Source organism: Robiginitalea sp., assembly GCF_982776155.1.
On the sequence record NZ_CEXZKX010000005.1, the window covers coordinates 271,843 to 294,514 of the forward strand.

The following is a 22,672-nucleotide window of genomic DNA, read 5'->3' on the forward strand; positions in this document are numbered from 1 at the left end:
GACGGGTTGCCGCTGGTGCCGCCCCCCGGTTGGGTAACCGCTGATGCCCCCCGCTTGGGTAGCGCCTGGCGCCTCGCGGCCGGGTAGCGGCTGCCTCCTTGTGTTGAGGTTCCGGCAGGATGCAGGCCGCCTGCTCAAAAGTGCAATTACCGGCAAATAGCTTCCCCGGGAAGCCGTCCATTTGGCCTGCATCCCCTATTTTTGTCGAAAATATGGCATCATGAATATCCTGGTCCTGGGATCCGGCGGGCGCGAACACGCCCTGGCCTGGAAACTGGCGCAAAGCAATTCCCTCGGAAAACTCTACGTGGCCCCCGGAAATGCGGGCACCTCCCAAGTTGCAACCAATCTGCCCCTGGCAGTAGACGATTTTGACCGTATTGCCCAAAGCGTACGGAACAACGACATCGACATGCTGATCGTGGGTCCGGAAGTCCCGCTGGTAGAGGGAATCAGCGACTATTTTAAAGACCACCCGGAGCTTTCAGGCATCCCGGTCATCGGCCCGTCCCGGGCGGCTGCCCAACTCGAGGGCAGCAAGGAATTCGCCAAGGCCTTTATGAGCCGCCACAACATCCCCACCGCGGCCTACGAAAGCTTCGGGCCCGAGGACCTCGACAAGGGTTACCGCTTCCTGGAAACCCTGCAGCCCCCATACGTGTTAAAAGCCGACGGCCTGGCCGCCGGCAAAGGGGTGCTGATCCTCGAATCCCTGGACGATGCAAAGTCCGAGCTCCGCTCCATGCTGCTGGATGCCAAATTCGGTTCGGCCAGCGCCCGGGTGGTGATTGAGGAATTCCTGTCCGGGATTGAGTTGAGTTGCTTTGTACTCACAGACGGCAGGAATTACAAAATCCTCCCCACCGCCAAGGACTACAAGCGGATCGGGGAAGGGGACACCGGCCTGAACACCGGGGGCATGGGCGCTGTTTCCCCGGTGCCCTTTGCGGATGCCGCTTTTATGGAGAAAATCGAAAACCGCATCATCCGGCCCACGGTAGAAGGGTTGCAGCGCGAAGGGCTGCCTTATGTGGGCTTTATCTTTATCGGGCTGATCCGGGTGGGGGACGACCCGCTTGTTATCGAGTACAACGTCCGCATGGGCGACCCGGAGACCGAGGTGGTTATCCCGCGGATTGAAACGGACCTGCTGGACCTGATGCAGGCGACGGCCGAGGGCCGGCTGGATGAGGTGGAGTTGCACGTGCGGCCGGAAGCGGCCACCACGGTGGTCATGGTTAGCGGGGGGTACCCGGAGGCGTACGAAAAAGGACGCGTGATTCGCGGCCTGGAAGCGACCGGGGATGCCGTGGTCTTCCACGCCGGGACGCGACGGGACGAATCCGGGCAGGTGGTGAGCAGCGGCGGCCGGGTGCTGGCCGTTACCGCTTATGGTACGGACTTCAGGGAGGCCCTGAAAGGCTCTTACAGGGCCGTGGAGGCGTTAACCTTCCAGGATGCCTACTACCGGAAAGATATCGGTTTCGACCTCTGAGAGGGACTATAAATACGAATGGGAAGTAATGCTGCGGTCTTCTTCCCCTCGGGAGTCAAACAAGCGCAATTGGCCGAGCCAGTAAACCATCGCTACCGTGCCGATAATGACGAAAATCCAATTGATGGTGTTGGCGGCCCACCAGCTTTCCATGAAGCGGAAAAAGTCGTAAGGGGCGAAGAGGAAGTTGACAAATAAATTTTCGATCCCTTCAAAAAAAGCTCTCATTGTACCTATATTTACCCTGCAAACATACGAAAACCAGCGATGATTTCAAGCGTTTTTGGCAAAACAAAACCCGTCAATTACATCCTGGTTCTCTGCTTTCTCACCCTCCTGTACGCCTGCGCGCTATTTCTCCGGTTCAACCGGGAAATCAGCCTGGAAACCCTGCCGATGGACGTGCTGGGGATCAGTGCCCTGTTGCTGAGCGTGCTGCTGGTGAACTTCATCGTCCAGCGCAACCAGCTTACGGGCTCCCATTCCTATACCAGCTACTTCTTTGCATTGCTGGTCCTGCTTTTTCCCGAATCCCTGTTGGACCGTCACGCCCTGGTGGCCAACCTGTTCCTGTTGCTGGCCATGCGTCGGCTGATCAGCCTGAAATCCCTGCGGAACGTCAAGGCCAAAATTTTTGACGGGGCCCTCTGGATCCTCGTGGGCAGCCTGCTGGTAGACTGGGTCCTGCTGTTTATGCTGCTGCCCTGGATCTATGTCTATTTCTACGAACCCCGGAACCTGCGGAACTGGCTGAACCCGTTGGCAGCTGTGGCGGTGGTGGGCCTGATCGGGGCGGCCGTCGCGTTCCTGGCGGGGATCCCCGATTTTATCGGCACCCACTACCGGCTGCGCTGGGAGGGAACGGTGGAATACTGGGCCCAATGGCGCAATGCGGCAAAACTGGGCAGCTACATCCTCGTGGTCCTGATCGCCGGGTTTACCGCCTTTTTAAAGCTGGGGAAAGCCGGGCATGGGCGGATTGTGGTCATGCGTCTGCTGGCGATATCCCTGCTCGTGGGGATTGGGGTGGTGCTTCTTCGAAGCGGGATGCGTGGGAGTCCGATTGTCCTGACCTTCTTCCCGGCGGCCGTATTCCTGTCCAAGTATATCGAGTCTGTCCGGAAGGAGAAAATCCGGGAGGGTCTGCTTATAGGGGCCCTGTTGATCTGCCTGGCGGTTTTTTCCGGGGAGTGGCTCCTGGCCTGACCTGGGCGCCCCCCCCGGGGGGCGCGTCGAACACCACCCGGTTCACCAATAAGGGGTTCTCAAATAAGCGGTATCTTTGCGGAAAATGCAACCTATGTTCAGCGACTTCGCATTCCGGATTTTTGAGGCAAGTATCGACAAATACCACGAGGAGGACCGGGTAGACCAGCCCCGTCCCAACCCGTATGAACCCGGGAGTATCGAATACCTGCTCTACCTCAAAAACTGGATCGACACGGTGCAATGGCACTACGAAGACCTGATCCGCGACCCGGGCATCGACCCGGAGGCTGCCCTGGAACTCAAGCGAAAGATCGATGCGAGCAACCAGGAGCGCACGGACCTTGTGGAGTACATCGACAGCTATTTCCTGAAAAAATACCAATCGGTAGAAGTGTCGGAAACAGCCACCATCAATACGGAAAGCCCGGCCTGGGCCATCGACCGGCTCTCCATCCTGGCCCTGAAGATCTACCATATGCGGGAAGAGGCCGGCCGGCCGGACGCGGGTCAGGAACACCGCGAGGCCTGTAAAAAGAAACTAGACATCCTCCTGGAGCAACGGGCCGACCTCTCCACCGCCATCGACCAGTTGCTCGCAGATATCGAAGCCGGCCGGAAGTACATGAAGGTCTACAAACAGATGAAGATGTACAACGACGAGGAGTTAAACCCGGTGCTCCGTGAGAGGAAGCAATAACCCGCACCTGCTCGTTTGGCGTTTCTCGGCCCTGGGGGATGCCGCCATGGCCGTTCACGTCTTACTCGCCTTGCAGCGGGAATACCCGGGAATCCGCCTGACCGTTGCGACGAAAAAGGGCTACACGCCCGTATTTGAGCAAATCCCGGGTGTCCGTGTGTTTCCGGTGGATACCCGGGGCGCACACAGGGGGTTGGGGGGTCTTTGGAAGCTCTACCGGGAACTCCTCGCCCTGAAACCGGATGCCATTGCAGACCTCCATGCGGTTTTGCGCACCCACATCCTGCGGTTCTTTTTCCGGATTTCCGGCGTCCGGGTTGCAGTCCTGGATAAGGGTCGGAAGGAAAAGCGCCGGTTGGTTGCAGCCCGGGGTCGGAAACTGGCGCCCCTCACCCCTACCCACCAGCGATACGCGGCGGTTTTTGCCGCCCTGGGCTATCCCGTGGAACTCCGCCCGGCGGACGTGCTGGGGAAGCCGCCCTGGCCGGAAGCCATCGGGATCCCCAAACCCGGGGATGATGGGGGAATCCGTTCCCGGGATGGCGCAGGAGCGAATATCGGGGTGGCGCCGTTTGCGGCACACGCCGGCAAGTGCTACCCGGAAAAGGAGATGAAACGCCTATTGGCGCTTTTGCAGGAAGAAAAAGGGCTGCGGGTATACCTGTTGGGCGGGGGCCCGGAGGAGACCCGGAAACTGAAACAGTGGGAGCGGGAATTCCAGAATTGTACCTGTGTGGCCGGCAAAGGCAGCCTGGGGCAGGAATTACAGCTTATCGGCAACCTGGACCTGGTGGTATCCATGGACAGCGGCAACGGGCATCTGGCTGCCCTCTTCGGCATTCCGGTCATTACCCTTTGGGGGGTGACCCACCCGTATGCGGGATTTGCGCCTTTTGGCCAGCCAAGGCAGAACTCCCTCCTGTCCGACCGGGGGCAATTCCCCCTGATCCCAACTTCCGTATACGGCAACAAGGTGCCGCCCGGGTATGAGGAGGTAATGGCGAGCATCCCGCCGGAAACCGTGTACGGGTGCATCCGCGGGGCACTCGGCCCGGATACTGCCAATCAGGCGAGTACGACCGGGGAGAGCGAGCGGAAGTAGTTCCGCAGCTGCTGGATATAGTTGTAGCGGAGGATCTTGCAATTCCCGGAGACCATCAGGCTGCGAACCCCGAAATAGCTCGAGATAATAAAAGAGGCAACCCCTTCGCTATCCACGTGCCGTTCCACAAAACCGTCGGTTTTCCCCTTCTGGAGGGCGGTAACGAGGTTTACTTCCCAGACCTTGGAAATATCCGTCAGGTACCGGGTGATCTTGTCGTTCCTCCCATTGAATTCGTTCAGGAAGTTTGCAAGGACGAAACCGTAATCCAGGTCGTTGAATTCGGCGGTCTTCAACGCGTCGTCCAGGCAGATCTCGATGGCCCTGAGCGGGTTTTCCACCCCTTCGATGGGCTCGATCAGCATGGTGTACACCTTGCGAAACACGAGGTTCTGCACAATGCTGATAAAGAATTCCTCCTTAGACTGGAAGTGATAATAGAAGGCACCCTTCGACAAATTCAGGGATTTGAGGATGTCGTCGATGCTGGTGTTGTAGTAGCCCTGGGCGTAAAAAAGTTCCAGGCCGGTCATCTGCATGCGATTCATCGTCGCCATGCGCTTGAGGTTCTTGTCCATGATGTAAGATTTTGGGCAACCGACTAATCGGTCGTTTACAAAGAACTCGCGGATTCAGGGCATGGCAGGTTTTATCTGACGAATCCCGGAAAAATTTCGACGAAGTGTAAAAATTCCGGTGAATGACCACCTGGCTGGAAAGGCGCACCGACCACCCGGTCGGTTAAAGCGCACGGATTTATGGATGAGCGGACGCCTCAGGCCACGGATCCCTGGCAGCTGCTGCCCGCCCCGGCCGTGCAACCATAGCAATGCTGGGAGATTAAAATCTCCCGGTCCTGCAATACGGCTTCGTTGTAATCCGCAATGTGTTTCACCTTGCTGGCCACTTTCAGGCCGAGCATCTGGTTGAAGTCGCAGTCGTAGAGCCACCCGTCCCAACTCACCGACAGCGTATTCCGGCACATGACGTTTTCGACAGCTGCCGGGTTGTATGCGTCCACCAGGGCGGTCATGTAGTCCTCGTAGTTTTCCGAGGCAATCAGGTAGTCCAGGAAACGCGCAATGGGCAGGTTGGTGATGGCGAAGAGGTTGTTGAAAACGATCCCGAAGTCTGAGGCGAGCGCTTTTTTAAAGTCCTTCTCCATCGCCTGCTGGTCGGCTGGGAGGAAGGCTCCCGACGGGTTGTAGACCAGGTCGAGTTTTAACCCGCTGCCGGCTTTCCCATACCCCGTTTCGTTCAGCGACCGGAGCGCTTCGATCGATTGGTCAAAAACCCCGCTGCCCCGCTGGCGGTCCGTTTTCCCGCGGGTGTAGTGCGGGAGGGAGGAGACCACATGCACGTTATACCGGGCAAAAAATTCCGGCAGGTCGTAGTATTTTTTGTTGGCCCGGATAATGGTCAGGTTGGACCGGACGATAAAATCGGCGATCCCCGCTTTGGAAGCTTCGGCCACGAACCAGCGGAAATCCGGGTTCATCTCCGGTGCCCCGCCGGTGAGGTCCAGGGTATGCGCCCCGGTGCGGCGGATTACCTCCAGGCATTGCTCCATGGTCTCCCGGGTCATGATCTCCTTGCGGTCCGGCCCCGCATCCACATGGCAGTGGGCGCAAACCTGGTTGCACATATATCCCAGGTTGATCTGAAGGATTTCCAGGGGTTTGGGACGAAGTGTTTTCTGCCCGGTTTCCCGCAGTTTCTCCCGGAAACGGGGTAATTCCCCGGAAGCGAACGGCCCTCCGTCGAGGATTTTTAATTGATATTGTGTGTTGGCCAGGTCCTTTTCCTGGGCCTTGAGGGATTTTGTAGCCAAAATTCAGGGTTTTGAGCAGGCTATGCGTGCCGGCTTACATGGATAATTTGTCGTATTTGTTCATCATCTGCACGCCGTGGACCAGGCTGGCCCCGCTTTCGATGGCCGCTCCTGCGTGAACGGCTTCCATCATTTCCTCCCGCGTGATGCCCCGCTGCAGGCCGTCTTTGGTGTAGGCGTCAATACAGTACGGGCATTTGACCACGTGGGAAACCGCCAGGGCGATCAGGGATTTTTCGCGAGCCGTGAGGGCCCCGTCCTTGAATACGGAGTTGTAGTAGTCAAAGAATTTGGTGCCGAGTTCCTCGCTCCATTCCGTGATGTTGCCGAACTTTCTCAGGTCGGCGGGGTCGTAATAATTTGTTGCCATATTGATTTACTCTTTTATTTAAGTCGGGTCGTTTGGCCTGGTCTGCTGTCTAAACTTACGGGAGTTTCGTCGCAAGGTTCGGTTTTTCATTACCCAAAAACGGGATTTTAACATTCCCGGGCCGATTTTGCCGTAACCGACCCCCCGGTCGGTTTGACCGGTTCGGGTTAGCCTCGGAATCCGCCGGATCCCCGACGACCGGATCCCTGAATCGATAAAAACCCTCCCGATATGCGTAATGGGCCGTTTCGAAATGGCCTGCCGACCAGGGAGTCGGTTTATCCGCCCTCCACCCGGGCCAATTTTAAAAAAATTTTAGCACTGACAGCCGGTTTAATGGCATGGGATTTGTCCTGGAGTGGGTCGAAAAAAATTTGTGTCAAACTTAAATACCACAATATGAAAAAGCGAACTATCAACCCGGCGCAGCGGACCTATTTGTTCGCGGCGCTCATCGCCCTGCTGGTGAGCCTGACGGTGGTCGGGATCGACAAATGGCAGGACACCGGCCGGGTAACCCTGGACCGGGCACCCGAAAACCTGGCCAAACCCGTGTTGTATACGGCCGATAAAGAGGGGAACATTACCCCCCTGGATTTTACCGAGACTACTGAAAAAGTCCTGGACGCGGTAGTGCATATCACCTCGCGCGGAACCCAGCCTTATGGCCGGAGCTACCGCCAGTTGCCGGATCCGTTCCGGGAATTCTTTAAGGACAGCCCCTTTGGCCGGTACTTTGAAGCCCCGGAGGGCGATGCCCCAGGGCGAGACGGGAGCCGCGGGGAGTATCCCGATGAACTCCCGCGCATGGGAACCGGATCTGGCGTGATCATCAATAAAGACGGTTATATAGTGACCAACAACCACGTCATCGCCAATGCGGATGAGGTGGAGGTAACCCTGCACAACAACGGCACGTACGATGCGAAAGTGATCGGGGTGGACCCCACAACGGATCTGGCCCTGCTCAAAATTGAAGCCGAAAACCTGAAATCCCTGGCCCTTGTAAATTCGGACGATGTGGAAGTAGGCGAATGGGTACTGGCCATCGGCAACCCCTTTAGCCTGAACTCCACGGTCACGGCCGGGATCGTCAGCGCCAAGGCGCGGAACATCAACATCAACCGGGAGGAATTGGCCGTTGAGAGCTTTATCCAGACGGATGCGGCCATTAATCCCGGCAACAGCGGGGGAGCGCTTGTCAACCTCAACGGCGACCTGATCGGCATCAATACGGCCATTGCCAGTCGTACCGGAAGCTACAGCGGCTACGGCTTTGCCGTACCCAGCAACATCGTGTCCAAGGTGGTGGAAGACCTCCTGGAATACGGGAACGTACAGCGGGGCATCCTCGGGGTACGGATCCAAAACCTGGACGGCCGCCTGGCCGAGGATAAGGGCATCGACCTGATTCCGGGGGTTTACGTGGCATCGGTGAATGACGGCAGCGCAGCACAGGAGGCCGGCATCCGCGAAGGGGATATTATCACGGCAGTGAACGACAAACCCGTTGCCAGTTCGCCCCGCCTGCAGGAGCTGATTGCAGGCTTCCGCCCGGGCGATGAGGTAACTATCACCCTGGACCGGGAGGGGAAATCCCGCAAATTTGAGGTCACCCTTAAGGATTCCGCCGGCACGACTGCCCTGGTGGCTCGTGCGGACCGGGAGTTGTTCAACCGCCTGGGGGCCGAATTCCGAAACCTGCCCGCGGATCAGGCTTCCGAACTGGGCATTGACGGAGGCGTTGAGGTCGCCCGACTGGTACCCGGCCTGCTGCGGCAGGAAACCCGGATGCGGGAAGGCTTTATTGTAACCCGCGTCAATGGCCGGGAGGTAAACAACCTGGAGGAATTCCGGTCCGAGTTGGAGAAAAGCGAGGACGGGGGCGTGATGCTCGCCGGCCGCTATCCGGACAGCCCGAAAACCTATTATTACGCTTTCGGACTGGATTCCTGATTGAAATAAACCCGATACCCGGAAAGCCGCAGGCAAAAGGATTCGCTCCGATCGCCTGCGGCTTTTATATTTGTAGAAAGAGTTGGTGCTATGGAATATCCGGGAGGAGACGAATCCGGGATTGTATTTTCAGGAGGCGGGGTCCGCGGGATGGCGCATATCGGGGTAATCCGCGCCTTGCGGGAGTATGACCTGGACCCCCAATGGGTATCCGGCAGCAGCGTGGGCGCGCTGGTGGGAGCCCTGTATGCCGCCGACGCCTCGGTGGATGCCATGCTGTCATTTTTCAAGGAAACCCCGTTGTTCCGCTATAATTTTTTCAGTATCAGCAAACCGGGCTTCATTGATACCGATCGGTACTATAAATTATTCGAATCCTACTGGCCGGATAATTCCTTCGAGAAGCTCAGCCGGCGGCTCTATGTGGCCGCAACCAACCTGAACCTCGGACAGGAAGCCTATTTTCAGTCAGGGGAACTGATCCGCCCGTTATTGGCTTCGGCCGCCCTGCCGCCCATATTCAGCCCGGTCGCCATGGGGGAAGCCCTCTACGCGGACGGGGGCATCATGAATAACTTCCCCCTGGAACCCATCGCCCCGCACTGCCGGTATGTGATCGGCAGCAACGTATCGGTTATCGGGAAGGTCGGTTCCCGGGAAATCCGGTCTTCCATCCAGCTCACCAACCGCACCACGGCCCTGATGATCTACGCCATCAACCGGAACAAGATCCACAGTTGCGACCTGGTGTTTGAACCGCCCGAACTCGAAAAAATCGGCGTACTCGATAAAAAGGGGATCGAACGGGCCTACCAGATTGGTTACGACCACGGGCGGATAGTTCTGGATCGGGCCCGGGGCAACGGGCAGCCCTGAATTTTGGCGAGAAACTCCTGCCCGGGGATCAGACGTCGTCGTAGTCTACGGTCAGTTCCGGGGAGGTAGGATGCGCCTGGCAGGTGAGAATTAAGCCCTCTTCAATTTCCGAGTCCGTCAGAATCTGGTTTTGGGCCATCCGCGCCGTTCCGGACCGGATCCGGGCAATACACGTACTGCAAATCCCCCCCTGGCAACTGTAGGGGGCATCGATTTTCTCGTTCAGCACCGCATCGAGTACCACGTTTTTCTGGTCCATGTTCAGCTCGTGGGTTTCTTCGTCCAGGACCACCGTCAGGCGGGTCGTCCCCTCGAGTTGCTCCCGGAGCTCATCCGGCTGGTCGGCGGTTTCAAAGAGCTCGTGGAGGACGCGGTCTGCAGGGACTCCATTGTCAAGGAGGGTTTCCTCCACGGTCCGGATCATCGGTTCCGGCCCGCAGATGTAGTAGCGGTCAAATTCCAGGTCGCTGTGCTTGTTTTTGACGATGTAGTTCACCGTACTCCTTTCAATCCGGCCGAACAGCGAGTCGTCGTACTGTCCGCGGCTAAAGGTGAAATAAGGAATAAACCGATCGGGATATTCATTGGCAAGGGCTTGCAGGTCTTCCAGGAACATCGTGGACTCCCGGCTCTGGTTCCCGTAAACCAATACCACCCGGGCTTCCGCGTCGGCCTCCAGGGCCGTGCGAAGGATACTCATTATCGGGGTGATCCCGCTGCCGGCGGCAAAAGCGATCAGGTGCCGTCCGGGCGTACCGGGCTCATAGGTAAACCGACCCTCGGGGGGCATGACCTCCAGGGAGTCGCCCTCCCGGAGCGATTCGTTGGCAAATACCGAAAACGTTCCATCCGTCACTTTTTTGATGCCGATGGTCAGCTCGGCATCCCCCGGCCGGGAGGAGATGGAATACGCCCTGCGGACGTCGCTGCCGGTTGCTTCGGAACGGACGGTAATATACTGGCCGGCCGTAAATTTGAAACGTTCTTTTTGGGATGCCGGGATCTCCAGGGATACGGCAACCGCATTCGGGGTCAGCCGTCGGACCCGGGAAACTTTCAGGGTATGAAAATCGCTCATGCGCAAAATTTTGTGCAAAACTAAGCAATGGCGTACTTTCGGCACAGGTTCCGGCGGCAATTTCTCCTAATTGTAACAAATGGGGCTCTTTTGGGACTAATCGAATCGAATTCCGACACCAACCCGATGTTCAGACATTTTATCCGGCTGCAGTGGAAGGCCTTTTTCCGGTCTGCCTCCTTCAAAACCGAAATCTGGTTCAAGATCCTGATGGCCCTGGGGGCCCTGTACTTTATCCTGGTCTTCCTGGGGCTGGGGGTGGGCGCCTATTTCATGATCGAAAAATCCGGCCTGGGCGACCCACTGCGGGTGGTCAACCGCTTTTTGATCTACTATCTGGCCGGCGACCTGTACCTGCGCTATATGTTGCAGAAGATGCCGGTACTCAACATCCGGCCGCTGCTCTACCTCCCCATTTCCAAGGCCAGCGTGGTCCGTTTTTCACTCGGCAAGACGGTCCTGTCCTTTTTCAATTTCAGCCACGCCTTCTTTTTTGTGCCGTTTTCCATCGTGCTCCTGATCAAAGGCTACCCCGCCGGTTCGGTCATCGGCTGGCACCTGGCGTGTTTTGCGCTCTTTTACACGAATAACTTTTTGAATATACTGATCAACAATGTAGACCGGATATTCTACCCGCTCATTGCGGTGCTGGCCCTCCTGGGAATTTCCCAGTATTACGGTTGGTTCGATATTACCGCCTACACGGGGCCCGTCTTTGACCTGTTCTACGACCAGCCCTGGACTGCCGCGATTCCCTGGGCGGCCCTGGCAATTGCCGTCTGGGCGTCGTTCAATTATTTCAAGCGGCACATGTACCTGGACGCCGGCCTGGCCACTAAAACGGCGGTCGGGAAGACAGAGGATTACACCTGGCTCAACCGGTTTGGGAATCTGGGGACCTTCCTCAAGAACGACATCAAGCTCATCCGGCGCAACAAGCGCTCCAAGACCACCGTAATTGTCAGCGTGCTGTTCCTGTTCTACGGCCTGCTGTTCTTTTCGGGGGGGCTGGAGGTGTACGAAAGCCCGGTTTGGCGGGTGTTTGCAGGCATCTTCGTCTCCGGGGGCTTCCTGTTCAGTTTCGGGCAGTACGTGCCCAGCTGGGACAGCTCCTACTACCCGCTGATGATGAGCCAGAACATCCAGTACCGGGAATACCTCAGTTCCAAATGGTGGCTCATCGTCATTGCCACCGGCATCAGTACGGTGCTCTCGGCATTTTATCTCTACTTTGGATGGGAAGCGTACCTGGCCATCCTGGTGGGGGCCGTCTACAATATCGGGATCAACTCCTACCTGGTACTCTGGGGCGGCGCCTATATCAAGACCCCGATCGACCTGACCTCCAACAAGAAAGCGTTTGGAGACAAACAGGCCTTCAACATGAAAACCCTGTTGCTCACCATCCCGAAACTGCTCCTCCCCCTGCTCGTCTACTGGCTGGGCGATATGTTCCTGGGCGAAACGGCGGGTTTCCTCCTGGTGGCACTGCTCGGGGTGCTCGGGTTTGCGTTTAAGGAGCGGGTATTCCGAATGATCGAAAAGATCTACAAAAAAGAGAAATACAAAACGCTGCTTGCCTACAAGCAAAAAGCATAATTCAGGTAACATAATACTGGCATCACCGATGATTCACGCAGAAAATCTCACCAAGAAATACAGCCAACAAACCGTCCTGGACATCGCGTCCCTGGAAATCCCAAAGGGCCAGAGCTTTGGCCTGGTCGGCAACAACGGGGCCGGGAAGACCACGCTCTTCAGCCTGCTCCTGGACCTGATCGAACCCACTACCGGTCAGATAACCAGTGGGGGGGTGCCAGTGCGCGAGAGCGAAGACTGGAAGCCATTTACCTCGGCCTTTATCGACGAGAGTTTCCTCATTGGCTACCTGACCCCGGAGGAGTACTTCTACTTTATCGGGGAACTCCGCGGCCAGAGCCGTGCCGATGTGGATGCGCTGCTGGCCGGGTTTGAGGATTTTTTCCACGGGGAAATCATGGGCCAGAAGAAATACCTGCGGGACCTCTCCAAGGGGAACCAGAAAAAAGTGGGCATTGTGGCCACCTTTATCGGGTCGCCCGAGGTGGTCATCCTGGATGAGCCGTTTGCCAACCTGGACCCGACCACCCAGATCCGACTGAAAAAGATCATCCGGGAACTCGCCGACCGGCGGGAGGTGACCGTCCTGGTTTCCAGCCACGACCTGATCCACGTCACGGAGGTCTGCCAGCGGATTGTGGTGCTTGAAAAGGGGCGCATTGTCCGCGATATTGAGACCACCCCGGAAACCCTCAGGGAGCTCGAGACCTTCTTTGCGGGCGAACCGGCGGCCACCTCGCTGACCCCGGCGGATGACCCGGGAGAAACGGGGGAATAAGCGGCTGCCGCCCGGCGAAGCCTGCGGGATACCTTTGCGCAGATCCTCCCTGGGGGGAACCCAGCCGCAATTATCGCCACCGCGGCATACTAAATCGGGGGTTTTCCAGTTTACATACCATACGAATACCGGGAATTTTGAAGCTTCGTCTGGCATTTTTTTACGGCCTGCCGCTGGTGGCAGGATTATTCTGGGGCTGCTCGACAAAGAAAGACACCTTCGTCAACCGCAACTGGCACGCCCTGAACACCAGGTACAACGTCCTCTACAACGGCGAACTCGCCTTTGAAGACGGGCGGGAGGAACTCAATGCCACCTACCGGGACAACTACTGGGAACTCCTGCCGGTAGAACGTCTGGAGGTCTCCGGCGAAGTAAAGCTCGATTCCGAGGACAACAACCCGAATTTTTTGCGTGCCGAGGAAAAGGCCGCCAAGGCGATCCAGAAACACAGCATGGACATCTCGGACCGGGAGCGAAACCCGCTTACGGACGAAGCCTTCCTGTTGCTGGGCAAGGCCCGGTATTTTGACGAGCGGTACATCCCCGCCCTGGAAGCCTTCAACTACGTCCTGCAGAAATACGAATCCAGCGACAAACGGGCGGAAGCCCGGATCTGGAGGGAGAAGACCAACATCCGCCTCGGGTATGAGGAGCTTGCGATCAAAAATCTGAAACAGCTTTTCAAGTACATCGAGCTCAGCGACCAGGAATACGCGGATGCCCGGGCCATTATGGGGCAGGCCTACATCAATCTGAGCCATCCGGATACCGCCTTGCAGCAACTCAAGACCGCGGCGGCCTACACCCGGAAAAACGAGGAACGCGGACGTTACCTGTTCATCATCGGGCAGTTGTTCAACCAAATGCAGCACCCGGACAGCGCCAACCTGGCCTTCGACAAGATCATCGCGATGAACCGCAAGATCCCCAGGGTTTACCTGATCAACGCCCACCTGAAAAAAATCCAGAATACCGAAGTGGACGCGGAATCCCGCGACGCCGTCCTGGAATACCTGACGGATTTGGAGGAAAACCGCGAAAACCGGCCCTTTTTGGATAAGATTTACCGGCAGTTGGCCGAATTCCACATGGGGCAGGGGAACGACAGCCTGGCGGTGGATTATTACAACCGATCGCTCCGGGCTGCCCAGGGAGACCGGGTCATCAACGCGTTCAACTATACGGACCTGGCGGATTACAACTTTGACCGAAACGCCTACAAGCCGGCCGGGGCGTACTACGACAGCGTCCTGCTGAACCTGGAGGAGAACACCCGGGAATTTCGGGCCATCCGCAAGAAACGGGAGAACCTGGACGATGTGATTGCCCACGAGGAAATCGTCCGGCAAGCGGACAGCGTGATTGCGCTCTATGAGATGGAGCCCGTGCAGCGGGAGATCTATTTCCAGACCTATATCGATTCCATCCGCGCCCTGGACGAGGCGGAAGCTGCCCGGAAGGAGCGGCAGGCCGAAGCGGGGTTTGAGGCTTTTGCAAATTCGGCCGGGGGAAAAGCCAATCAAGGGAAGTTCTATTTCTACAATATCACGAGCCTCGGTTACGGTAAGACCGCGTTTACCAACAAATGGGGGAACCGGGAACTCGAGGACAACTGGCGCTGGAGCAACCGGGCCCGGGTATTGCCGGAATCCGGGGAGGCCGGCGACCTGGCAGGGGCTGCGGCCGGGCCGGAAGACCTTACGGAGGAGGAAAAGTATTCCCTGGAATTTTACCTGGGCCGGATCCCAACCGACGAGGCAGTGATCGACAGCCTGCGAAGGGAGCGGAATTTTTCGAACTACCAACTCGGGCTGATCTATAAGGAAAAATTCAAGGAACTCCTCCTGGCTGCGGGAAAACTCGAACGCGTCCTGGCGTCGGACCCGGAAGAGCGGCTCGTATTGCCGTCCAAGTACAACCTGTACAAGATTTACCAGGAGGTGGGCAGCCCCCTGGAAGCATCCATGCGGGAGGACATCATCCGGAACCACCCCCAGTCCCGGTATGCAGCCATCCTGACCAATCCGGAGATTGAACTGGCCGCCATGGAGAACAGCCCGGAATACCGGTACGGGGAATTGTTCAAGGCCTTTGAGGCGCAGCGGTACCTGGAGGTCATCACCGGCAGCGAGGAGAGCATTTCCCAGTTTACCGGCGACCCGATTGTCCCGAAACTCGAGCTGCTGAAGGCCAATGCCATTGGGCGGCTGCAGGGCTTTGAGGATTTCCGGGAAGCCCTGAACTACGTGGCCCTGAACTACCCGAATACGGAGGAAGGCCGCAAGGCGCAGCAGATCATCACGGAGCAGTTGCCCCAGCTGGAATCCACGGAATTCACCCAAGAACTCAGCGCGCCGGGTACCCAGAACTGGAAGGTGGTCTTCCCTTTCAAGCGCCACCAGGAAAAGGAAGCCCTGGCGCTGATGGAAGATCTGGAAAAATCCCTGAAGGACCTCGGGTACCGCAACCGCATCTCCCGGGACATTTACAACCTGGAAGACCAGTTTGTGGTGGTACACGGTTTCCGGTCCCGGGATTTTGCCCTCGGCTATGTGGAGCTGTTAAAAAAGAATCGCGATTACCGGATTGATAATGAGAATTTTGTAATTTTATCGGCCAACTATAAGGTCGTGCAGATACACAAGAATATCGAAGCGTACCGGAGTCAGCTTGAAACCCCAAAATCCTAATCCCCATGTTTTCAGACAACAAAAAACCCAGAGCTATGAGCGAGATCGGCGGACAACCCAATCGGATTGAAAAAAACACAAAAATCAAAGGTGATATCATCTCCGAGGCAGACTTCCGCATCGACGGCAAGCTGGACGGCAACGTCAAGACCTCCGGCAAGGTGGTCATCGGCAAGGACGGCTACATCCACGGCAAGGTGGAATGCGTCAACGCGGATATCGAAGGCAGTTTCAACGGCGAACTCCAGGTAAGCGACCTGCTGTCCCTGAAGAATACGGCGGTCATCGAAGGGACGGTTATCGTATCCAAGCTCTCGGTAGAACCGGGTGCTACCTTCAATGCCTCCTGCAGTATGAAAGGCAAAGGCGGCCTCGGCAACAGCCCTGCCCCGTCTGCTTCCTCCGCATCCGCAAGATCGGGAGGTTCCGCCGGCTCCGGCAGCCAGGGCGTGAAACCGGCTGTAGGCAGCCCATCAAGTACCGGGGAACGTGCCAAAGCATCCTGACCCGGACAAGCCAAGGAACCCCCTCAGGCAGGTAGCCGTCCTGTCCGGCATTGCCATTGAGATGGGGGTCATCATCTTCCTCGCGGCCCGGGCCGGCATGTGGCTCGATGCGAACTACGGTTCCGATAAAAGACTGTTTACGGCCGGGTGTACCATCCTGGGCGTAGCCATATCCCTCTGGGTGGTCCTGCGCCAAATCAAGCGTTTGAACCCATGAGGCAAAACCGCGCCTTCCTTACCCGCTTTACCGCTACCCTGCTCCTGCTGCTGGGCGGGGCCTTTGCCATCCATGCCGCCCTGCGCTCGCATTTTGGCCTGGACCCCCTGGGCGACCTGCTGTTGGCTTCGTACGCCATCAATTGCCTCCTGGCCGGCGCCATCGTCTGGAGCCTCTACTTTTTCCGCCAACGCCTCCGAACCCAGATCGGTTTCCTGTTTATCGGGGGGAGCCTGTTAAAATTCCTCGTGTTTTTTGCCCTGATTTACCCGGGTTTCCAGGCCGACGGCGATATGTCCCGGCCTGAATTCGCCTCCTTCTTTATCCCCTACCTGCTGGCCCTGCTGGCCGAGACCTATTTTACGGCAAAAATGCTCCGCGATCTGGAAAAGGAAGATACCCGCTAGCTCCCGGCTTCAAGGGCCTAAAATAAAATGCAATTGCTTTTTTCTTTTTGGAGGAATAGCTTACATTTGCACCGATTTTTAGCGACCCCAAGATTTGAGCATGATGCGATTTGATTTCCTGAGCAAAATCCTGTCCCTTACCGCTTTACTTTGCAGTATCGGGCTTTTCGCCAAAGAAACCCCCCAGGGGGAAGACACCCCCGAGGGAACCAAGGCCGAGATCCAGGAATACATCCAGCACCACCTGCAGGATTCCCACGACTTCAACCTGTTCTCCTACACGAATGACGCCGGGGAAAAAGTTCACGTCGGCTTTCCGCTGCCGGTCATCCTCTGGGACGACGGCCTGAAGGTCTTTTCCTCCGCCCGTTTCCACCACGGGGAGGAAGTTGCCGAAGTCGATGGCAATTACTACGTGCTCCACCACAGCAAAATTTATAAAACCAATGCCGCCGGGGACCTGAACATGGACGCGGAAGACCACCCGACCAATGCGAAACCCCTGGATTTTTCAATCACCAAGAGCGTCGTGATGATGCTGGTGACCGGCCTGCTGCTCATCTGGCTCTTCAGCAGTCTGGCCCGCAGCTACGCCAAAAACGGGCACATCCCGCGCGGCATCGGGCGGTTCTTTGAGCCCATCGTACTCTACATCCGGGACGACATCGCCATTGCGAACATCGGGGAGAAGAAATACAAGCGCTACATGCCGTTTCTGCTCACGGTCTTTTTCTTTATCTGGTTCCTGAACATGTTTGGCCTGACCCCCCTGGGCGTCAATGTCACCGGGAACATCGCGGTAACCACCGCCCTGGCCATCCTGGTCTTTTTGCTGACGAACTTCACCGGGACCAAAGACTACTGGAAGCACATCTTCGACCCGCTCGGGGACGGGATGCCCTGGTATGGGAAAATCGTGATTTACATCATCCTGGTACCGATCGAGATCCTCGGGATCTTCATCAAGCCATTTGCGCTGCTCATCCGTCTCTACGCGAACATGACGGCGGGCCACGTGGTACTGATGAGCCTGATCGGGCTGATATTCATATTTAAAAGCTGGGTCGGCGGCCCGCTTTCATTCGGACTGAGCTTTGCCATCTCCCTCATCGAGGTGCTGGTGGCCCTGTTGCAGGCCTATATCTTCACCATGCTGGCTGCGCTCTATTTCGGCTTTGCCGCCGAGGAGCACGATCACGGACATGGGGAAGAAACGGAACTGGCGCATCCTTAAGGGGTGCCTTAGTAGTTGAATTGTTTAATTCTTTAATAATTATTTTATGGAAATTCCAAGTGTAGTAGGAGCAGGCCTCGCCGTAATCGGTGCCGGTATCGGTATCGGGATGATCGGCGGACGTGCCATGGAAGCGATTGCCCGTCAGCCTGAGGCCTACGGAAAGATTCAAACGGCGATGCTGATTGCAGCGGCGCTTATTGAAGGGATTGGTTTCGCCGCGATTTTCGCCGGATAAACCCAATCGAAACCACGACAACCCCAACGGTTGGTTGGGGTTGTCCTGGTATTTCGGAATCATAGAATAACCCGACGACAATGGATAAATTAATCAACGAATTTTCGGCAGGACTTTTTTTCTGGCAGATCATCCTGTTTGTATTGCTGCTGATCCTCTTGCGCCGTTTTGCGTGGAAACCCATCCTGAAAGCGGTCAACGACCGGGAGGAAGGCATTAAAAACGCCCTGGCGGCCGCAGAGGAAGCGAAAAAAGAAATGCAGAACGTCACTGCGGACAGCGAGAAGCTGCTGCAGGAGGCGCGCGCCGAACGCGAGGCGATGCTCAAGGAGGCCCGGCAGATCAAGGAGAAGATGATCGCCGACGCCAAGGAGCAGGCCCAGGTGGAAGGCGATAAGATGATCCGGGCTGCCCAACAGAGTATCGAGGGCGAAAAGAAAGCCGCCATCGCGGACATCAAGAACCAGGTAGCTTCCCTCTCCGTGGAAATCGCCGAAAAGGTGCTGCGGGACGAACTCGGCAACAAAGACAAGCAGCTGAAGCTGGTCGACACGTTGGTGGACGATATTAAACTGCGTTAAGAGATGAGCGAAGCACGTGCAGCCTCCCGGTATGCCAAGGCGGTCCTGGACCTGGCCCTGGAACAGAAAAAAGCGGGGGACGTGGAAAAGGATATGCAGCAACTGCTGGATACGCTTTCCGGAAGCGATAGCCTGTGGGAAGTGTTGACAAGCCCCGTACTGAAGGGCACGGACAAGGCTTCGGCCCTCGGCGCGATATTCGGGGATGCCAGCAAACTTACCGTGCAACTCTTTGGGCTCCTGGCCGAGAACAAGCGGATAGGGATGCTCGATGAGGTGGCCCGGCAATACATCGCCCGGTACGAGGAGATCAAGGGGCAGGATGTGGCCCACGTCACCACGGCTGTACCGCTGACCCAGGCCCTGGAGAAGAAAGTGCTCGGGCAACTGCAGGCCATCACAGGCAAGGATGTGACCCTGGAACAAACCGTAGACCCGGAGCTGATCGGGGGCTTTGTGCTCCGAGTGGGCGACCTGGAATACAACGCGAGCCTGGCGCACAAGCTCGAAAACTTAAAAAGAGAATTAGTACAGAAATAAATAACCCGGTCCGCCCGGTTGGACGGATCGCCTTTTTATCATAGAGAAATGGCTGGAATCAAAGCTGCTGAAGTATCAGCGATCTTAAAGAAGCAATTATCCGGATTCGAAGCGTCCGCCTCCCTGGACGAGGTGGGAACCGTACTCCAGGTAGGAGACGGTATTGCCCGCGTTTACGGGCTTGCCAACGCCCAGTATGGGGAGTTGGTGGAATTCGACGGCGGGCTTGAAGGCATCGTCCTGAACCTGGAAGAGGACAACGTGGGGGTGGTACTCCTCGGTCCGTCCCGCGGGGTGGTCGAAGGGGCCACGGTTAAACGGACCCAGCGGATCGCATCGATCAATGTGGGCGAAGGCATTGTGGGCCGGGTGGTGGATACCCTCGGAAACCCGATCGACGGGAAAGGTGCCATTACCGGGGAAACCTACGAAATGCCGCTGGAGCGCAAGGCGCCCGGGGTGATCTTCCGCCAACCGGTAAACGAACCCCTCCAGACCGGGGTAAAGGCCATCGACGCGATGATCCCGATCGGACGCGGCCAGCGGGAGCTGGTAATCGGCGACCGCCAGACGGGGAAAACCACCGTGTGTATCGATACGATCATCAACCAGAAAGAATTTTACGATGCGGGGGAACCGGTTTACTGTATCTACGTAGCCATCGGCCAGAAGGCCTCCACCGTGGCCGGAATTGCCAAGACCCTCGAGGACAAAGGCGCCCTGGCCTACACCACCATCGTAGCGGCCAACGCATCCGACCCGGCCCCCATGCAGGTATACGCCCCCTTCGCGGGAGCGGCCATCGGGGAGTATTTCCGGGACACCGGACGCCCGGCCCTGATCATCTACGACGACCTGTCCAAGCAGGCCGTCGCATACCGGGAAGTATCCCTCCTGCTTCGCCGTCCGCCAGGGCGTGAAGCCTATCCGGGGGACGTTTTCTACCTCCACTCCCGCCTGTTGGAGCGCTCGGCCAAGGTGATTGCCGACGACGACATCGCCAAGGACATGAACGACCTGCCCGACGTGCTGAAAGACAAGGTAAAGGGTGGCGGGTCCCTGACGGCCCTCCCGATTATTGAAACCCAGGCAGGGGACGTTTCGGCCTATATCCCTACCAACGTGATCTCGATTACGGACGGACAGATCTTCCTGGAGCAGGACCTCTTTAACCAGGGGGTTCGCCCGGCGATCAACGTGGGGATCTCGGTTTCCCGTGTCGGTGGATCGGCCCAGATTAAATCGATGAAGAAGGTAGCGGGTACCCTGAAGCTCGACCAGGCCCAGTTCCGCGAACTCGAGGCATTTGCCAAGTTCGGTTCCGACCTGGATGCCGCTACGCTGAATGTTATCGAAAAAGGGCGCCGCAACGTGGAAATCCTCAAGCAGGCCCAGAACGATCCCTTTACCGTAGAAGACCAGGTAGCCATTATCTACGCAGGCTCCAAGAACCTGCTGCGGGATGTGCCGGTCAACAAGGTGAAGGAGTTTGAGCGCGACTACCTGGAGTTTTTGAACGCCAAGCACCGCGACGTACTCGATACCCTGAAGGCAGGGAAACTCACGGACGAAGTAACCGATACGCTCACGGCGGTATGCCGCGACCTGGCAGCCAAATACAAAGCGTGATAACGGGTTGCGGGCCGGGCCCGCAACCGCGATAATGCATCCATAGGATATGGCAAACTTAAAGGAAATACGCAACAGGATCACCTCGGTGAGCTCCACCATGCAGATTACCTCTGCGATGAAGATGGTATCGGCAGCCAAGCTGAAGAAGGCCCAGGATGCCATTACCGCCATGCGGCCGTATGCCGATAAGCTTACGGAGTTGCTGCAGGGCCTGAGCGCCAACCTGGACGGGGACAGCGGCAGCCAGTACGCGGACGTGCGCGAGGTGCGCCGGGTACTCGTGGTGTCTATCTCCTCCAACCGGGGGCTGTGCGGGGCGTTTAACTCCAACATCATCAAGCAGAGCATGAGCCTGGTGCAGGGCACTTACGGCGACAAACAGGTAGATTTCCTGACCATCGGCAAGAAGGCCCACGACCTGATCCGCAAGCGCCATACGATAATCAGCGACCACAGCGCCGTCTACGACAACCTGACCTTTGAGGCGGTGGAGGCGATTGCCGAGGAGCTGATGCAGTTATTTGCGGAAGGCAAATACGACCGGATCGACCTGGTGTACAACCAGTTCAAAAATGCGGCCACCCAGATTGTTCGGACGGAGCAATTCCTGCCCATCCAGCCGGCGGAAACGGAATCCAGCGTATCCGCGGACTATATCTTTGAGCCGTCCGAGGCGGAAATCGTGGAACAACTCATCCCGAAATCCCTGAAAACACAGCTCTTCAAGGCCATCCGGGATTCCTTTGCCAGCGAGCACGGGGCGCGGATGACCGCCATGCACAAGGCCACGGACAACGCGGCCGAACTGCGCGATCAGCTCAAGCTCACCTACAACAAGGCGCGGCAGGCGGCCATCACCAACGAGATCCTCGAGATCGTCGGTGGGGCAGAAGCCCTGGCCGGATAGGCGGGCCGCTGCCCGCGAAGGGCGATCAAACAAGACAGCATCCCCGGCACCTCGCCGGGGATTTTTTTTGCCGGCGGCTGTGGCAACGCATCCCGGAGAAATACGCACCATAAACGGGTTCTGAGGCTTTGGCATCAATATTGGTTACTTATCTTTACACAGACCCGTAAAATGAAAAGAAGTATGTTACATCGCCACTTTGCCACGCTGCTGCTGACCATGGGGCTCATGGGGTGCTCGTCCCAGAAATCCTTCCAGGAAGACCCTCCCTTCCAGGTCGCCGACCCCACCGCCCAAATGTGGATGGGGGGGCGGGAGGCTTCGGGCGCCGGGATGGAACTCCGGCTGCGCTATACGCCCGGGAGCCCCGGGGAGGTCCGGCCGGATTCCCTCTATTTCAGGGGGCAGATTATGCCGGCAGTAGTCGAGGACACGGAAACCGGCATGTTGGTGACGGCGAGTTTTCGCACGGATCTGGGCGGGGACGCAGACCGGGTGATGCATGCGGACGCCCGTCGGGAAGTGGGTAACCAGCCCCCCAAACCCCTGCCGGCCCCGGATTTCCCTTTTGACCTGGAGCCCGACCAGGCCGTGTTGTCCTACATTCGCTTGTCCGACGGGAAGCGTTTCTATGTCCGGGTCGACGGGGTGAAGGAAAAACCCGCCCGCGTGTATCCCGGCAAGCAGCGCCAATAACTTTGCCGGCGTCGGGTAATTACCTAATTT

General features: G+C 57.4%; 24 protein-coding genes. 19 read left to right on the plus strand and 5 right to left on the minus strand.

Annotated elements, in window-relative coordinates:
* The first annotated feature begins 220 nt into the window (after nucleotides 1-220).
* Nucleotides 221-1,495 (plus strand): phosphoribosylamine--glycine ligase, encoded by a 1,275-nt coding sequence (gene purD / locus AC3DKS_RS10735; protein ID WP_272606917.1) that lies wholly within the window; start codon nucleotides 221-223, stop codon nucleotides 1,493-1,495.
* A 6-nt stretch (nucleotides 1,496-1,501) separates the two neighbouring features.
* On the opposite strand, the gene AC3DKS_RS10740 is transcribed toward purD, so the two are convergent.
* Complete coding sequence (locus AC3DKS_RS10740) at nucleotides 1,502-1,723, minus strand: DUF6341 family protein (protein ID WP_015753314.1); 222 nt, start codon at nucleotides 1,721-1,723, stop codon at nucleotides 1,502-1,504.
* 39 nt (nucleotides 1,724-1,762) lie between these two features.
* Here AC3DKS_RS10740 and AC3DKS_RS10745 point away from each other — a divergent pair, with 39 nt between their 5' ends.
* From AC3DKS_RS10745 to AC3DKS_RS10755, 3 genes are all read left to right on the plus strand, one after another.
* Nucleotides 1,763-2,701: a DUF6427 family protein gene (locus AC3DKS_RS10745; RefSeq protein ID WP_015753313.1), complete on the plus strand. Its 939-nt coding sequence runs from the start codon at nucleotides 1,763-1,765 to the stop codon at nucleotides 2,699-2,701.
* Between the two features lie 94 nt (nucleotides 2,702-2,795).
* Nucleotides 2,796-3,401, plus strand: coding sequence for a DUF4254 domain-containing protein (locus AC3DKS_RS10750; RefSeq protein ID WP_015753312.1), 606 nt, complete (start codon nucleotides 2,796-2,798; stop codon nucleotides 3,399-3,401).
* Nucleotides 3,385-4,503 carry a glycosyltransferase family 9 protein gene (locus tag AC3DKS_RS10755; protein ID WP_272606916.1) on the plus strand — a complete coding sequence of 373 codons (1,119 nt, stop codon included), beginning with the start codon at nucleotides 3,385-3,387 and terminating at the stop codon, nucleotides 4,501-4,503. The genes AC3DKS_RS10750 and AC3DKS_RS10755 overlap by 17 nt, the downstream gene beginning before the upstream one ends.
* Here AC3DKS_RS10755 and AC3DKS_RS10760 read toward each other — a convergent pair.
* The 3 genes from AC3DKS_RS10760 to AC3DKS_RS10770 all read right to left on the minus strand — a co-directional run bounded on the left by AC3DKS_RS10760 (nucleotide 4,467) and on the right by AC3DKS_RS10770 (nucleotide 6,704).
* Nucleotides 4,467-5,081: a TetR/AcrR family transcriptional regulator gene (locus AC3DKS_RS10760; protein ID WP_015753310.1), complete on the minus strand. Its 615-nt coding sequence runs from the start codon at nucleotides 5,079-5,081 to the stop codon at nucleotides 4,467-4,469. The genes AC3DKS_RS10755 and AC3DKS_RS10760 overlap by 37 nt on opposite strands.
* A gap of 197 nt (nucleotides 5,082-5,278) precedes the next feature.
* Nucleotides 5,279-6,334, minus strand: coding sequence for an arsenosugar biosynthesis radical SAM (seleno)protein ArsS (gene arsS / locus AC3DKS_RS10765; RefSeq protein WP_272606915.1), 1,056 nt, complete (start codon nucleotides 6,332-6,334; stop codon nucleotides 5,279-5,281).
* Nucleotides 6,335-6,368: 34 nt separating this feature from the next.
* On the minus strand, nucleotides 6,369-6,704 hold the full coding sequence (locus AC3DKS_RS10770) for an arsenosugar biosynthesis-associated peroxidase-like protein (protein ID WP_015753308.1): 336 nt from the start codon (nucleotides 6,702-6,704) through the stop codon (nucleotides 6,369-6,371).
* A 399-nt stretch (nucleotides 6,705-7,103) separates the two neighbouring features.
* Between AC3DKS_RS10770 and AC3DKS_RS10775 the strand changes: the two genes are divergently transcribed.
* Nucleotides 7,104-8,660, plus strand: a complete 1,557-nt coding sequence (locus AC3DKS_RS10775; RefSeq protein WP_272606914.1) for a Do family serine endopeptidase — start codon at nucleotides 7,104-7,106, stop codon at nucleotides 8,658-8,660.
* Between the two features lie 90 nt (nucleotides 8,661-8,750).
* Nucleotides 8,751-9,536: a patatin-like phospholipase family protein gene (locus AC3DKS_RS10780; RefSeq protein WP_015753306.1), complete on the plus strand. Its 786-nt coding sequence runs from the start codon at nucleotides 8,751-8,753 to the stop codon at nucleotides 9,534-9,536.
* A 28-nt stretch (nucleotides 9,537-9,564) separates the two neighbouring features.
* Here the strand turns inward: AC3DKS_RS10780 and AC3DKS_RS10785 are convergent, their stop codons facing one another.
* On the minus strand, nucleotides 9,565-10,614 hold the full coding sequence (locus tag AC3DKS_RS10785; protein ID WP_015753305.1) for a ferredoxin--NADP reductase: 1,050 nt from the start codon (nucleotides 10,612-10,614) through the stop codon (nucleotides 9,565-9,567).
* 126 nt (nucleotides 10,615-10,740) lie between these two features.
* Here AC3DKS_RS10785 and AC3DKS_RS10790 point away from each other — a divergent pair, with 126 nt between their 5' ends.
* The 13 genes from AC3DKS_RS10790 (at nucleotide 10,741) to AC3DKS_RS10850 (ending at nucleotide 22,642) form a co-directional block, all read left to right on the plus strand.
* A complete protein-coding gene (locus tag AC3DKS_RS10790) occupies nucleotides 10,741-12,213 on the plus strand; it encodes a DUF5687 family protein (RefSeq protein WP_015753304.1) in 1,473 nt (490 codons plus the stop codon).
* A gap of 28 nt (nucleotides 12,214-12,241) precedes the next feature.
* A complete protein-coding gene (locus AC3DKS_RS10795; RefSeq protein ID WP_015753303.1) occupies nucleotides 12,242-12,991 on the plus strand; it encodes an ABC transporter ATP-binding protein in 750 nt (249 codons plus the stop codon).
* A gap of 137 nt (nucleotides 12,992-13,128) precedes the next feature.
* Nucleotides 13,129-15,684 (plus strand): type IX secretion system periplasmic lipoprotein PorW/SprE, encoded by a 2,556-nt coding sequence (gene porW, locus AC3DKS_RS10800; protein ID WP_015753302.1) that lies wholly within the window; start codon nucleotides 13,129-13,131, stop codon nucleotides 15,682-15,684.
* Nucleotides 15,685-15,689: 5 nt separating this feature from the next.
* Nucleotides 15,690-16,190 (plus strand): bactofilin family protein, encoded by a 501-nt coding sequence (locus tag AC3DKS_RS10805; protein WP_083760680.1) that lies wholly within the window; start codon nucleotides 15,690-15,692, stop codon nucleotides 16,188-16,190.
* The gene (locus AC3DKS_RS10810) at nucleotides 16,174-16,407 is read left to right on the plus strand and encodes an AtpZ/AtpI family protein (protein WP_238528095.1); all 234 of its coding nucleotides are present in this window, start codon (nucleotides 16,174-16,176) and stop codon (nucleotides 16,405-16,407) included. The genes AC3DKS_RS10805 and AC3DKS_RS10810 overlap by 17 nt, the downstream gene beginning before the upstream one ends.
* Entirely contained in the window at nucleotides 16,404-16,814 is a 411-nt protein-coding gene (locus tag AC3DKS_RS10815) for a DUF6168 family protein (protein ID WP_015753299.1), read from the plus strand. The genes AC3DKS_RS10810 and AC3DKS_RS10815 overlap by 4 nt, the downstream gene beginning before the upstream one ends.
* Nucleotides 16,815-16,914: 100 nt before the next feature.
* Nucleotides 16,915-18,048: a F0F1 ATP synthase subunit A gene (gene atpB / locus AC3DKS_RS10820; RefSeq protein WP_015753298.1), complete on the plus strand. Its 1,134-nt coding sequence runs from the start codon at nucleotides 16,915-16,917 to the stop codon at nucleotides 18,046-18,048.
* A 46-nt stretch (nucleotides 18,049-18,094) separates the two neighbouring features.
* The gene (gene atpE, locus AC3DKS_RS10825; protein ID WP_015753297.1) at nucleotides 18,095-18,286 is read left to right on the plus strand and encodes an ATP synthase F0 subunit C; all 192 of its coding nucleotides are present in this window, start codon (nucleotides 18,095-18,097) and stop codon (nucleotides 18,284-18,286) included.
* 80 nt (nucleotides 18,287-18,366) lie between these two features.
* On the plus strand, nucleotides 18,367-18,867 hold the full coding sequence (locus tag AC3DKS_RS10830; RefSeq protein WP_015753296.1) for a F0F1 ATP synthase subunit B: 501 nt from the start codon (nucleotides 18,367-18,369) through the stop codon (nucleotides 18,865-18,867).
* A gap of 3 nt (nucleotides 18,868-18,870) precedes the next feature.
* Nucleotides 18,871-19,407 carry an ATP synthase F1 subunit delta gene (gene atpH / locus AC3DKS_RS10835; protein WP_015753295.1) on the plus strand — a complete coding sequence of 179 codons (537 nt, stop codon included), beginning with the start codon at nucleotides 18,871-18,873 and terminating at the stop codon, nucleotides 19,405-19,407.
* 48 nt (nucleotides 19,408-19,455) lie between these two features.
* On the plus strand, nucleotides 19,456-21,036 hold the full coding sequence (gene atpA / locus AC3DKS_RS10840; protein ID WP_015753294.1) for a F0F1 ATP synthase subunit alpha: 1,581 nt from the start codon (nucleotides 19,456-19,458) through the stop codon (nucleotides 21,034-21,036).
* A gap of 49 nt (nucleotides 21,037-21,085) precedes the next feature.
* A complete protein-coding gene (gene atpG / locus AC3DKS_RS10845; RefSeq protein ID WP_015753293.1) occupies nucleotides 21,086-21,946 on the plus strand; it encodes an ATP synthase F1 subunit gamma in 861 nt (286 codons plus the stop codon).
* A 183-nt stretch (nucleotides 21,947-22,129) separates the two neighbouring features.
* A complete protein-coding gene (locus AC3DKS_RS10850) occupies nucleotides 22,130-22,642 on the plus strand; it encodes a hypothetical protein (RefSeq protein ID WP_015753292.1) in 513 nt (170 codons plus the stop codon).
* The last annotated feature ends 30 nt before the right edge of the window (nucleotides 22,643-22,672 follow it).